The sequence below is a fragment of the Gilliamella sp. GillExp13 genome, from assembly GCF_001690815.1.
Taxonomy (GTDB): Bacteria; Pseudomonadota; Gammaproteobacteria; order Enterobacterales; family Orbaceae; genus Gilliamella; species Gilliamella bombi.
This window is the reverse complement of record NZ_LZHJ01000061.1, coordinates 1-12,885: the sequence shown is the minus strand read 5'-3', so window position 1 is coordinate 12,885 and position 12,885 is coordinate 1. Positions and strand designations below refer to the sequence as shown.

Here is a 12,885-nt window from a genome sequence, read left to right as displayed (position 1 = left end):
CGATTACTGATATCAACAATTACACAAAGGTAGTGCCAACGTTGTTTAACCCTTACATAGGTTAAATCGGTCACCAATATCTTTCGTGGTTGACCTATATTAAATTCTCGATTCAGTTCATTCCCCACCGGCGATTCATTGCTTTTTTCTGTATGAATACAATATTTTTTACAGGTGTATTTCGAAACCCAGCCATTTTTCGCCATGATTCGACCTATTCGGCGTCGAGATACGGTTATGCCTTGCTTTCTCAGCTCTGCTTGCAGACGCCTTGTACCATAAGCACGATAATTAGTATTAAAAATTTCACCCACTATTTCACTCAGTGATATATCTTGTGATTGCTGCGTTAATTGCCGTTGATAATAGAAACGATTTCGGGTTACATTTAAACATCGACATAATGCACGTAAGCTGTATCGATGCTTATTATGTAAAATTAACTCGATTTTCTTCCCATTATCAACGTCGCTTGCTTTAGGATATCATTCTCCATTAACAAGCGTTTATTCTCTTTGCGTAGCGCGATAAGTTCGTTATCTTCAGTTCGACGATTATCTTTTGCGATGAATGAGCCGGTAGTTTGGTACTGCATTATCCAATTATCTAATGCTGATTTGGTGAGGTCATACTCTGCGACGATATCCGCACGTTTTTTACCATTTTGATATAGCATGACCATTTGTTTTTTGAACTCGTTAGTAAAGCTACGTTTTGCTCTTCGTGATGAATCGATTGCCATTGTTGTTACCTTCTCTTATTTTTAGTTTATCATAACAATGACCTTATAAAACTGGTACTAATTAGTGTAGCCGATCCAGTATCCCACACAATCCCTTTAGAGTAGTTTTGTTTTGTTCCTTGTCCATTATAATACAATAAGGCTAAACTGTGTTGAGCTGCGATATGACCTTGATTGGCAGCCTTTTCAAACCACTCTTTTGCTTTAATATAATCAGGTTGTGCTTTTAATTGCTCATCAAAACCATATTCGAAGCCTTTAAAATGCCGTTGTTTAGTATATGAGCCATCAGCGTACATAAGACCTATATGATATTGCGCCTCTGCATCTTTTTGTTCTGTTGCTTTTTGATATTCCTCATTAAAATCAAATAATGTTTGTTGATCAGCATTAGCAACAATACTAAAACATAAAACTAATGATAGTTTTGCAAAAAACTTTAGCATACAACTTCCTTATAAAATAAATAATTTAATTATTTTAGCGTATTTATCTGTTTAGTATAGCGTAATTAAATAAGTTGTTTATTAATTAAATATTGATGTTATGAAATAGTGGGTCGTGAGCGATTATTCGGCACATCGTGTGCCTCCCCCCTTCGGGGCCAACACTGCGTGTTGTTCAAATTTGTTCCAGACAAATTTGTCGAATGCTATCGTTCTCATCGCTTTTTTTTATTTAATTAGATTGATTGGACTTACTCAGGGAAACCGTTTAATAAAATGGTGGGTCGTGAGCGATTCGAACGCTCGACCAACGGATTAAAAGTCCGCTGCTCTACCGACTGAGCTAACGACCCATCTAAAGATGGTGGGTGATACCGGGTTCGAACCAGTGACCCCCTCCTTGTAAGGGAGGTGCTCTCCCAACTGAGCTAATCACCCCAAGTGTTTCATTACTGAAACATCACGGTAAAGATTGGTGGGTGATACCGGGTTCGAACCAGTGACCCCCTCCTTGTAAGGGAGGTGCTCTCCCAACTGAGCTAATCACCCTTACCGTGTGGATGTGCATTATAAGGCACGACTTATTTCAGTCAACCTTTTTTTTAAAAATTCTCTAAAATCTACTTCGTTCGATTTAATTTTAAACATTTTTTGGGTGATAGTTCGCAAAAATCGCTTTTGTCAGTTTTTATTTAGGAAAAGATTATTATGATTAAGTGATGCTATTATCAGAAACAAGAAGATAATCCATCATGATTTTTAATAAAAGTAGCGTCATTATTTATGTCGAATCCACAATTTTACGCTATAGGATTGAAAATTCAGTTAAGCGAAATGCTACAACAGCCACTAGCGAAGATCTGATTGTATTTAATTATCAAAATGAAAATGATATAGATATTTTTATTGATGAGTTACGAAAAAAAATTTCTGAGTGTGCGGTATTTGAACTTAATTTGGATATCAATTTAATTCAAATACAACAATTAACCTTACCTGATGTAAAGCTAAATTTAAATGAATTGATTTTATATGTTGAAGCTAACATTTATAAATTATTCCAAGTATCAGCTAAAAGTGTATTTTTTGATTTTGTTTATTCAACTGAACATAAAAAACAAATTACAGTGATGATAGTTGAACGTCATTATATTGAAAATTGGATCAATCTTTTTAAAAAGCATCAACGACTATTAACCTTTGTAGGTTGTCGATTTGAAAATAATAAAGTTAATTTTTTACCTTGGCGGCAAGAAAAACATGCAAAACATCAACGACAATTGACAGGCGTGGTTGTTGGATTTATGGGCATAATAAGTTGTTTGCTCTGTTATTTGTGGATACAAGCTCAAAATGATTTACAAACTTATGATGAAAAATTACTACACCAGCAAAAGGTAGTACAAAAATTAACTGAAGAATTAGCTAATTATTTGCCTAATCCGTCATTAAGCCAAAAACAAATTCAGCAATCTCTATTATTGCTTTCAGAACAGTTACCTTCAGTAATTTGGCTTGATTCTTTCTATTATGAACCTAAAAAAGTAGTGATAGAAGGACAAAGCTTTAGTTATGTCGAACTTACTCATTTTAACCAAAATTTGTTAATGCCAAAAAATATCGCTAAAAGTCAAATAAAGACAGTATCAACCAATAAGAATAATTTATTTTTTGAAATGGAAATGGAACTTAATGAACAGTGATTTTTTCTATCGCCCAGTTTGGCAACAGTACGCATTGTGTATTTTATGTTGTTTAGCGTTTTTTGTTATTGTTTATCAACTTTTTATTAAAGAAGACCAGCAACAAGCTGAGCTAAAGGTCGAGTTATATCAGCAAAAGATTACTGAAATTGAATTGTTACAAACAAAAGTAAGGCGTTATCAGGCAAGTAAAAATAGTTTATATAGTTTGATATCTGAAAAAGAATTAGCGTTGGCTATTGAACAAAATCATCTAACACTAAGTTCCTTTAAACATTATCAAACTGATAATACGGTTAATTGGGATATTGAATTAGAAGGGCAATTTTTTGATTTTATGGCTTTAATTTCATCATTAACGGATGATTTTTATTATCTTGATTTTCAGAATCTAAAAATCAGCAAACAAGAACAGCAGTTACAGATCATGTTTACGCTCTTATTTAAAAAGGCATAAAGTGAAACGTTATCTCTATCAATTTATTAGTTTATTAATTGCTATCTGTTTTGAACTAAAGGCTGATATGTCTTTAGAACGAGATCCTTTTCAACAAAATAACTCTGTTTCTTGTAGTGAGCAAACGGCGTTACTGCTTGAACAAATTCAAGTTTGGCATTTTAGGGGAAGCATGAATCAAATTGATCAGAATTATCAGCAAATTTGGTTAACATCTGAAAATCAATGGTTAGCAATAACTGATGATGTGGTGCCTAACGTTTTGTTTCCTTGGCGTTTGCAATCTTTATTAAACGATAAAATAACGTGGCAAGCTGATTTACCTGATTATTGCCATAGTACTGTATCATGGACAATGTCGCTAAATGAATAATAATAGTAAAAATCAAACGTATCAACGGTTAGAACAATGTATTTGCAGATTGACTAAAGCAAAAATAAGTTTGTTAGCTGTAATAATTTTTATATTTGTAACAATGGGCATAAGTGTAACTCATGCAAATATGAAGCAAACGGTAAATATCGATTCGCAACAAAATATTTCAATGACATTTTACCAAACCGACATTGCAATTATCTTACAAGCTTTAGCTGATAGTCAGCAGATGAATTTAGTCATGACCGAAGATATACCAATTAAGCAAACCATTAAACTCAACAATGTTGATTGGCACAAAGCGCTAAAGATCATATTAGATTCGGCAAATTTACAAGCCGAAATTGACGATAATATTTTGTTCGTATCTAAAGCGATAGAACCAGCAGTTTTATTGAAAAAACAGCAATCTGAACAAAGAGAAAAAGAATTAAACCAACCACTTAATTCTTTGCCTATAGCTGTTAATCATGCGGACCCCACCACCTTAATTGAAACAATTCAACAACAAGGATTATTATCAGAACGGGGCAAGATTACGCTCGATAAGCGGACAAATTCACTTATCATTACTGATTTAGCTAAACAGTTTGGTAATATCCAAAAATTAGTTAAAACACTGGATAAACCTATGCCTCAAGTTCATATTTCAGCGCACATTGTTACCATGAATGAGGAGAGTATGTCAGAGCTAGGTATAAAATGGGGATATTCAGGAAAATCATCACAATTATTAGATAAGTTCGATGTGGGGCTTGGGGCTAGTTATCCCACCACAACTGTAGGTTTTAATTTGGCTAAAATATCTGGTCATTTACTTAATTTAGAGTTATCAGCACTCGAATCTGAAAATCAACTTGAAATTATAGCCAGCCCTAATTTGTTAACAGCCAATCAAAATATGGCGTCGATAAAACAAGGTACTGAAATTCCTTACGAGGTTTCTAGTGGTAGTAATGGTGCAACATCTATTGAATTTAAGCCTGCGGTGTTAGGGCTAGAGGTCACACCGAAAGTACTAACAGATGATAGGATGATTTTAGATTTATACATTACGCAAAATACGGCTGGTCGTTCAATAAAACGTAGTGATGGTGGTGAGGCGATAGCTATTGATACACAAGAGATCAAAACACAAGTTCAAATAAAAAATGGTGAAACAGTAGTTTTAGGTGGCATTTTTCAACAGGTTAACACCAATGAGCAACAAAAAGTGCCAGGTGCTGGTGATATGCCAATTATTGGAAATATATTTAAACATAATAGAAAAAAACAACAAAAACGAGAGTTGGTTATTTTTATTACACCCCAATTGGTTGAGTAAATGTTAACGGAGTTGTATTATACTTTAACTTGTTTTAGCTGTTGCTTTGATAAGTAAATATTGTTTTAAAGTATATTACTATTAATTATAAAAGTAGAGAATATTATGCATGTTGTTGCTTCTGATTTAGACGGTACTTTATTAACTCCTGAACATAGCTTATCACCTTATACCAAGCAAGTCCTTCAAGCGTTACGTAAAAAAGGCATTCACTTTGTTTTTGCAACTGGCAGACACCACATTGATGTTGCTCAAATGCGAGAAAACATGGAAATTGACGCCTTTATGATAACGGCAAATGGTGCTAGGGTACATGATAGCGAAGGTAATCTAGTTTTTAGCCAAAGTATTGAACCATCGCTTGCTAGTGAAATAGCTAAAATGAGTATGGGTGATCCTTTAATATATACTCATGTATATCGTGGTGATCATTGGTTAATTAATAAGCAAGATACATATTCATTAGAATTCTTTCGAGATACAGATTTTACTTATCAATTATTTAATCCACTTGATTTTGATACCAGCGATGTTGCTAAAATTTACTTTACGACTACGGATAATGCGCTTTACCCGCATTTAGTCCAATTAAAGAATCGACTTGATGCAAAATTTGGTGACAAACTTAGCATTGCTTTTTCAACCCTAAATTGCCTTGAAGTGATGGCCGAAAATGTGTCTAAAGGTAGTGCACTAAAAAAAGTGGTAGAAAAATTAGGTTACAGTTTAAAAGACAGTATCGCTTTTGGTGATGGAATGAATGATTACGAAATGTTAAAAGCTGCAGGTAAAGGTTGTATAATGCAAAACGGAAGCTCGGAATTAAAAGCATTATTGCCTGAGTTAGAAGTTATTGGCTCGAACGCTCAAGATGCTGTACCACATTATGTAAGTAAACTGTTTTTATAAATATGAATATTGACAAAGAACTCAACACGCTTGGATTGCGTTGTCCTGAACCTATAATGTTGATCAGAAAAGCGATTAGAGAACTATCTATAGGGCAAGTCCTTTATGTGATCGCTGATGATTTTGCAACTACTCGTGATGTACCTAGCTTTTGTCGCTATATGGATCATCAATTACTATCATTGCAAATAGAATCTCAACCTTATCAGTATTGGATCAAAAAATCCCATTAGTGTGAAGATTTTTATGACAAAAAATTTCAGGAAAGTAGGTGTTTGTGTCAAGTTAATTCGATTTGCTTTAAGTAAAAACGTAATGTACGCCAATCATTAGGTTGAAGATTATCAATCATTAATAATAGCGTACAGCGTTTGCCATTATGTCGAGATTTTAAATTCAAAATAATGATATAGCGAAATATTAACGGTTTATGCATTAAGTACCAACGTTGTTTATGCCAGTATATTTGATTTATACAGTGAAATAGCGCAAATTCGTCTTTAATAGTTTTGAAATAACACAGGCTGTGCCACCATTCTATTATTAACAATAGAATAATAACAAAGGTATAACAATTTAAGGATGTATCGGCAAACATAACTAAGCAAAGTGCGATTAGCACTAAGTAAAAAAGCGTTGAAATCAGTAATTGTATCTTTGATATGCTAAGTTTTATGCTCCACATAATTTATTCTTTGCTTTAAGTTAAATTAGGATTATTTCATTCTTTTGCAAAAAATTACTTAAAATAAAGACAAATATGGGAGATAATGCGCATAATTTTAGTGTGTTTTAATGAACAAGCGATCAATCATAGACATTTTTTTAATGTCAATGTGAAGATCCTGATCTGAAGGCAATGTTACTAAATTTGGTGCTTAGAGAACTCTCGTGCCATTATTTTTGCCTTAAAATTTAGAATAGGAAAGATTTGTGATATTAATTAGAGTGTTAAAAATTATTCTAAAATTATTCATTGGTTTATTTCTTTGTGGCTTAATTATTGGTATTGCAGGTTATGCTCATTATTCAAAGGATCTTCCTGACGTCACTACATTAAAAGATGTTCGACTTCAAACACCAATGCAAGTATTAAGCAAAGACGGTGAATTAATTGCTATTTTTGGTGAACGACGTAGAACCCCTTTAAAATATGACGAAATTCCCCCAATAGTTATTAATGCGGTCATTGCAACTGAAGATGCTCGTTTTTATGAACATTTTGGCATCGATCCAGTTGGTATTGCTCGAGCGATGTATATTGGCTTAAAGCAGAAAGGATTTTCTCAAGGTGGCAGTACAATTACGCAACAAGTCGCTAAGAACTTTTTCTTAACACCTGAAAAAAGTATAGCGCGTAAAGTCAAAGAAATGATTTTGGCTATCCGTATGGAAAAAGAGTTATCAAAAGAAGAAATCATGGCACTATACCTTAACATGATTAACTTCGGATCGAGGGCATATGGTGTTGCAGCTGCATCTTATACTTTTTTTGGTAAAACACCTGATCAGTTAACTGTTGATGAAGCGGCTTTATTAGCTGGTTTACCAAATGCACCATCAGCTTACAACCCAATTTCACATCCAGAACGAGCATTAACTAGACGCAATTGGGTACTAGGACGAATGCTAGATCAATCCTATATTACTCAAGCAGAATATGACGAAGCGATTAAAAAACCGTTAGGCGCTAGTTACCACTCACCACAAATTGAGTTTTCGGCGCCTTATGTTGCCGAAATGGCACGTCAATTTATGTACGACAAATTTGGCGAAAATGCCTACACAGATGGCTATAAAGTCTATACAACTATCTCAAAAACCGATCAAATAGCTGCAACAGAAACAGTGCAAAAGCATATTATTGAGTATGATACCAGACATGGTTATCGTGGTGCTGAAAAAATATTATGGCAACCAGACGAAGCACCATGGAATTCTGAACAAATCCAGCAAACTCTTAATAAATACATGTGCTATGGCGGAATATGCCCAGCGGTGGTCATGACATCTTCAGATAAAGAAGCAACAGCGGTATTATCTGATAAAAGTAATATTACTATTGCATATCAAAACATGAAATGGGCGCGTCCATTTATTAGCGATACAAGACAAGGCGCTTACCCAAGAAAAGTCTCTGACACCATCAAGGCAGGACAGTTAATTTGGGTCAAAAAAACTGGTGATAATTGGGAATTATCACAAATTCCTGCTGTTAACGCTGCGCTAGTATCACTTGATTCAGACAATGGTGCAATCAAAGCAATTGTTGGTGGTTATGATTTTAATTTGAGTAAATTTAATCGAGCAACACAAGCACTAAGGCAATTAGGATCGAATATTAAACCATTTATTTATACCTCAACATTAGAGCAAGGTTTAACAATGGCTACGCTTCTTAATGATGCACCAATTGTTCGTTCTGCGGGGAGTGCAACATGGCGTCCCAAAAACTCACCACCAAGCTATGAAGGACCTTTACGTTTAAGAATTGGCCTAGGAATGTCTAAAAATGTAATGATGGTAAGAGCATTGCGTGCAGTTGGTATAGATTATGCTGCGACTTATTTAGAGCGTTTTGGATTTCCTAAAGAAAATATTTCTTATAATGAATCGTTAGCTTTAGGTTCGGCATCATTTACGCCATTGCAAGTGGCAAGAGCTTATTCGGTGATCACTAATGGCGGTTATTTAATATCGCCATATTTAATTGAAAAAATTGAGGAAAATGATGGTAAAGGTCTAATTTATCAGCATCAACCTTTAATTGCTTGTCACAATTGTACTGACGATGACGTCATTGTAGGGGCCACACCAGTATCACTTGATAATGTTGAAAATGAATCAACCGAATTAGGTAATGAAGAGCCAGAGCAAGAAAATCTAAAAGCAGATGATAATATAATTTTACCTGATATTGATACTGAAAATAAAGTCACTGATGTAACACCAAAATACGCACCGCATACGGTAAATAGTGGTATTGCATTTATTATGAAAGATGGTCTTCGATCCATCGTATTTGGTGGTTCAGATTGGCAAGGTACTGCATGGCGTGTAAAAGCATTGGGTAGAAAAGATGTCGGAGGTAAAACTGGGACAACTAACTCATCTAAAGACGTTTGGTTTTCTGGATTTGGTGGCAATATTGTAACTACTGTTTGGATGGGATTTGATGATCATCGCCGTGACTTGGGGCGAACTGTCCGAGCTGAAGCAGGGGCTGTAACCGCAAATCCAATATGGGTTGATTATATGAAAGTTGCCCTAAAAGACGTACCAGTAATAGAAGATGTAAAACCTGCAAATGTTATTTCTGTTACTATTGATCAAAAAACAGGTTTATTACCTCAATCTGGATCTAAAACAATGTCAGAGTACTTTATAAAAGGTACCGAACCAACGACTTATGCAACCCAAGAGGTGGGCACGAAAGTAACAGATTCAGAAGGTAATACTTCAGAACTATTCTAATAAAGGATTTAGCATGAATGGTTCAATAAGAATTATTGGCGGAAAATGGCGTGGGCGTAAATTGTCGGTACTAGACAAACAAGGATTACGCCCAACTACCGATCGCATTAAAGAAACCCTATATAACTGGTTAATGCCAGTTATCCATGATAGTGATTGTTTGGACTGCTTTTCGGGTAGTGGCTCATTAGGTTTTGAAGCAGCATCAAGAAGTGCCCAAAGTGTTACTTTACTTGAAAAAGATAAACAAGTAGCACAGCTACTTAGCCAAAATAAACAGATTATTGCTAGCAACTCAATCGACATTTATCATACTGATACTTTACAATGGCTAAACAGGCCAGCTGTAAAACAGTTTGATATTGTATTTATCGATCCGCCATTTCATCAATCATTAGTCGCAAAAACGGTTAACGAACTTGAAAATAACAACTGGCTAAAACCGTTGGCTTATATTTATATTGAAACAGAAATACAGCATGATCTAACAACTTATATTCCAACTAACTGGCGCTTACATCGTGAAAAAATTGCAGGGCAAGTTCACAGCTATCTATTTATACGAGAAGATAATTAATGTTCATCTTTATTGGTAAAACTTTATACTCATTAATGTGGTTATTTTTATTATTTAACTTAATCCACCCATATCCAAAACCGGCAAATAGTGTTGCCAATATTGGTTTAATCGCCTTTACTGTTACTCATGGCTTACAAGCTTGGATGTTAAACTCAACCATGACCAAACAAGAAAAACAACAAGACAAATTTAAAGTGTTACGGCTATTTTTATTTGGTGTTTTTGAATCACTTAGTTGGAAAGATAGTAGGAAAGACAAAAAATAATAATAAAAAGTGGTTGCGAGATACAAAAATTTTTGTATAATGCTCACCACTTCTTACGAAGCACCTCAATAAGCGGGAATAGCTCAGTTGGTAGAGCACGACCTTGCCAAGGTCGGGGTCGCGAGTTCGAACCTCGTTTCCCGCTCCAATAAAATATCTATTTAGTATAAAAGTAAATTTATATCCCATACTGTGTTGACTAACGAAAGTAATTAGCCATGTGTAAGGTAAAAAATACTGGAAAAATATTTTAATAAAAACTTCAATAAAATCAATGGTCCACCTGAGCTATTTTAGAAAAAAACACAACACGGCAAGATTAATCTACCTATCTTTTAACTGTGTCGGAGTGCTTTGCTCACAGAGAGAGGGCAGCACGCCAAATTGGACTGCTTGGCGAGTTTGTGCTTTGTTAGGGATGCCAATTTGTCAGGAACAATTTGGCATTTCTGAGCAAAGCAAAGAGTCTTAAAAAGGCGAATATCATAATGATTTGAGTAAATCATGCCGATGGTTAAGAGTGAGCGTAGGCGTTGGGTACCGTAGTTCACATTTTGTAGCCATGTGAGTTGTAAGATGTTACGCTCAAAATTCTTAAATTAAACGTTATCAGCAATATCAGTTATTTCGACAAAACTCAAAAGCTATAAAGCTAACAGCATATTTTAATTTAAAATTTACTTACCTATAAGGTGAATTATTTTCATTTTTACATTTATTTACAAAAAATCCGCCAAAAAAAAAGCAACTCTTCATCATTGACAAGTCCGATTGAGTTGCCAATGGTAGGTCAAAGTTTTATTGATATTAACTTGATGGTACCGGCATCATTTAATTCAGTGAATTTTAGTGAGTTAGTGGCACTAGGAAATTGGGGCGATGATGATGGAGATGGGCAGAGGTCAAATGAAGTAACGGCTACAGGAAATATTTCGCTGAAAATCACGGATAAGTATGGTCAAATGGTAAGCCGTAATGATGTATTGACGAAATGTAATGCGCCTTATAAAGTGGAATTAAGTAGTACAGGAGGTAGTATAAGTACTCTTTATGACTTACCTAGTAGTACATTTGAAGCAGGTAGTGAAACATATTACCTTAATCCTAACTCATCGAGTAACTATGTTTGCGTAAAAGTAGAATTCGCAAAGCCTAATTTGAGGTATGACTCTGGTGAAAGTTCTGATTCCATGTGGAAAGCTAAAAAAGGTTTTCTTACTCAATCAATTATACCCGAATCTTACGGTTTAAATTTTCCGACCACAGCGGCCAATAACTTATATTTTGATTTGGAGATAAGTGGAAGTGACCAACCGCTTACTTGGCCCTCAGTTACTCATGAGGGTATAACTGCTACGATGAGTAATGTAACTAGTACTAGTGTACGGGTTACTCTAACTGGCCCAGAAGCAAAAAACCAATTGGGAAATTCTAATCCTAGTCAAATAGCTAAACCTAATTTACCTCAGATATTTGTGTTAGAGAGTTGGATCGGCTACACTAATTAGTACCAGTTTTATAAGGTCATTGTTATGATAAACTAAAAATAAGAGAAGGTAACAACAATGGCAATCGATTCATCACGAAGAGCAAAACGTAGCTTTACTAACGAGTTCAAAAAACAAATGGTCATGCTATATCAAAATGGTAAAAAACGTGCGGATATCGTCGCAGAGTATGACCTCACCAAATCAGCATTAGATAATTGGATAATGCAGTACCAAACTACCGGCTCATTCATCGCAAAAGATAATCGTCGAACTGAAGATAACGAACTTATCGCGCTACGCAAAGAGAATAAACGCTTGTTAATGGAGAATGATATCCTAAAGCAAGCGACGTTGATAATGGGAAGAAAATCGAGTTAATTTTACATAATAAGCATCGATACAGCTTACGTGCATTATGTCGATGTTTAAATGTAACCCGAAATCGTTTCTATTATCAACGGCAATTAACGCAGCAATCACAAGATATATCACTGAGTGAAATAGTGGGTGAAATTTTTAATACTAATTATCGTGCTTATGGTACAAGGCGTCTGCAAGCAGAGCTGAGAAAGCAAGGCATAACCGTATCTCGACGCCGAATAGGTCGAATCATGGCGAAAAATGGCTGGGTTTCGAAATACACCTGTAAAAAATATTGTATTCATACAGAAAAAAGCAATGAATCGCCGGTGGGGAATGAACTGAATCGAGAATTTAATATAGGTCAACCACGAAAGATATTGGTGACCGATTTAACCTATGTAAGGGTTAAACAACGTTGGCACTACCTTTGTGTAATTGTTGATATCAGTAATCGAGAAATAGTGGGGCGAAGTGCTGGCAGGCATAAAACAGCGGCACTGGTCATGCAAGCTATGAGTCAAATTCCAATGAACTTACAGACGATTGAGTTGTTTCATTCTGATAGAGGAAAAGAGTTTGATAATCATTTGATTGATGAATGTTTAACAGCATTTGGAATTAAACGGTCTTTAAGTCGCAAAGGCTGCCCCTATGATAACGCAATTGCAGAAAGCACATTCAAAGCAGTGAAAACAGAATTTGTGTCAAATACTATTTTTGATTCACTGGCGCAACTTAAATTGGAATTTAATCAC

At 35.0% G+C, this 12,885-nt stretch carries 16 protein-coding genes and 4 tRNA genes; 13 read left to right on the top strand and 7 right to left on the bottom strand.

Annotated features, from left to right (window positions below):
- The 6 genes from A9G37_RS12095 to A9G37_RS04435 all read right to left on the bottom strand — a co-directional run.
- A partial coding sequence (locus tag A9G37_RS12095; RefSeq protein WP_141671054.1) for an IS3 family transposase occupies positions 1-314 on the bottom strand: 314 nt, incomplete at its 3' end.
- 125 nt (positions 315-439) lie between these two features.
- Positions 440-742 (bottom strand): IS3 family transposase, encoded by a 303-nt coding sequence (locus A9G37_RS04455; protein WP_065560538.1) that lies wholly within the window; start codon positions 740-742, stop codon positions 440-442.
- Positions 743-771: 29 nt separating this feature from the next.
- Positions 772-1,188, bottom strand: a complete 417-nt coding sequence (locus A9G37_RS04450) for a tetratricopeptide repeat protein (RefSeq protein WP_065574745.1) — start codon at positions 1,186-1,188, stop codon at positions 772-774.
- 277 nt (positions 1,189-1,465) lie between these two features.
- Positions 1,466-1,541, bottom strand: a tRNA-Lys gene (locus tag A9G37_RS04445).
- 9 nt (positions 1,542-1,550) lie between these two features.
- Positions 1,551-1,626: transfer RNA gene (locus A9G37_RS04440), tRNA-Val, on the bottom strand.
- 35 nt (positions 1,627-1,661) lie between these two features.
- A tRNA-Val gene (locus A9G37_RS04435) sits at positions 1,662-1,737 on the bottom strand.
- Between the two features lie 203 nt (positions 1,738-1,940).
- Here A9G37_RS04435 and A9G37_RS04430 point away from each other — a divergent pair.
- The 6 genes from A9G37_RS04430 to tusA all read left to right on the top strand — a co-directional run bounded on the left by A9G37_RS04430 (position 1,941) and on the right by tusA (position 6,190).
- On the top strand, positions 1,941-2,891 hold the full coding sequence (locus tag A9G37_RS04430; protein ID WP_065574744.1) for a PilN domain-containing protein: 951 nt from the start codon (positions 1,941-1,943) through the stop codon (positions 2,889-2,891).
- On the top strand, positions 2,881-3,348 hold the full coding sequence (locus A9G37_RS04425) for a hypothetical protein (protein WP_065574743.1): 468 nt from the start codon (positions 2,881-2,883) through the stop codon (positions 3,346-3,348). Before A9G37_RS04430 ends, A9G37_RS04425 begins: the two co-directional genes overlap by 11 nt.
- A gap of 1 nt (position 3,349) precedes the next feature.
- On the top strand, positions 3,350-3,721 hold the full coding sequence (locus tag A9G37_RS04420; RefSeq protein WP_065574742.1) for a hypothetical protein: 372 nt from the start codon (positions 3,350-3,352) through the stop codon (positions 3,719-3,721).
- Complete coding sequence (locus tag A9G37_RS04415; RefSeq protein WP_218059306.1) at positions 3,714-5,048, top strand: secretin N-terminal domain-containing protein; 1,335 nt, start codon at positions 3,714-3,716, stop codon at positions 5,046-5,048. Before A9G37_RS04420 ends, A9G37_RS04415 begins: the two co-directional genes overlap by 8 nt.
- A gap of 102 nt (positions 5,049-5,150) precedes the next feature.
- Positions 5,151-5,957 (top strand): Cof-type HAD-IIB family hydrolase, encoded by an 807-nt coding sequence (locus A9G37_RS04410; RefSeq protein ID WP_065574741.1) that lies wholly within the window; start codon positions 5,151-5,153, stop codon positions 5,955-5,957.
- A gap of 2 nt (positions 5,958-5,959) precedes the next feature.
- Entirely contained in the window at positions 5,960-6,190 is a 231-nt protein-coding gene (tusA, locus tag A9G37_RS04405) for a sulfurtransferase TusA (RefSeq protein WP_065574740.1), read from the top strand.
- 47 nt (positions 6,191-6,237) lie between these two features.
- Here the strand turns inward: tusA and A9G37_RS04400 are convergent, their stop codons facing one another.
- The gene (locus A9G37_RS04400; RefSeq protein ID WP_065574739.1) at positions 6,238-6,642 is read right to left on the bottom strand and encodes a protein YgfX; all 405 of its coding nucleotides are present in this window, start codon (positions 6,640-6,642) and stop codon (positions 6,238-6,240) included.
- Between the two features lie 257 nt (positions 6,643-6,899).
- On the opposite strand from A9G37_RS04400, the gene A9G37_RS04395 reads away from it, so the two are divergent.
- The 7 genes from A9G37_RS04395 to A9G37_RS04365 all read left to right on the top strand — a co-directional run.
- A complete protein-coding gene (locus A9G37_RS04395; protein ID WP_442902866.1) occupies positions 6,900-9,431 on the top strand; it encodes a penicillin-binding protein 1A in 2,532 nt (843 codons plus the stop codon).
- A 13-nt stretch (positions 9,432-9,444) separates the two neighbouring features.
- Complete coding sequence (rsmD, locus tag A9G37_RS04390; protein WP_065574738.1) at positions 9,445-10,008, top strand: 16S rRNA (guanine(966)-N(2))-methyltransferase RsmD; 564 nt, start codon at positions 9,445-9,447, stop codon at positions 10,006-10,008.
- Positions 10,008-10,277: a DUF1145 domain-containing protein gene (locus A9G37_RS04385; protein WP_065574737.1), complete on the top strand. Its 270-nt coding sequence runs from the start codon at positions 10,008-10,010 to the stop codon at positions 10,275-10,277. The genes rsmD and A9G37_RS04385 overlap by 1 nt, the downstream gene beginning before the upstream one ends.
- Before the next feature lie 72 nt (positions 10,278-10,349).
- Positions 10,350-10,425: transfer RNA gene (locus A9G37_RS04380), tRNA-Gly, on the top strand.
- A 634-nt stretch (positions 10,426-11,059) separates the two neighbouring features.
- Positions 11,060-11,785 (top strand): hypothetical protein, encoded by a 726-nt coding sequence (locus tag A9G37_RS04375; protein ID WP_065574736.1) that lies wholly within the window; start codon positions 11,060-11,062, stop codon positions 11,783-11,785.
- A gap of 57 nt (positions 11,786-11,842) precedes the next feature.
- A complete protein-coding gene (locus A9G37_RS04370; RefSeq protein WP_065560538.1) occupies positions 11,843-12,145 on the top strand; it encodes an IS3 family transposase in 303 nt (100 codons plus the stop codon).
- Positions 12,136-12,885 (top strand): IS3 family transposase (locus A9G37_RS04365; protein WP_176701861.1); only part of this gene is annotated, 750 nt, incomplete at its 3' end. The genes A9G37_RS04370 and A9G37_RS04365, both read left to right, overlap by 10 nt.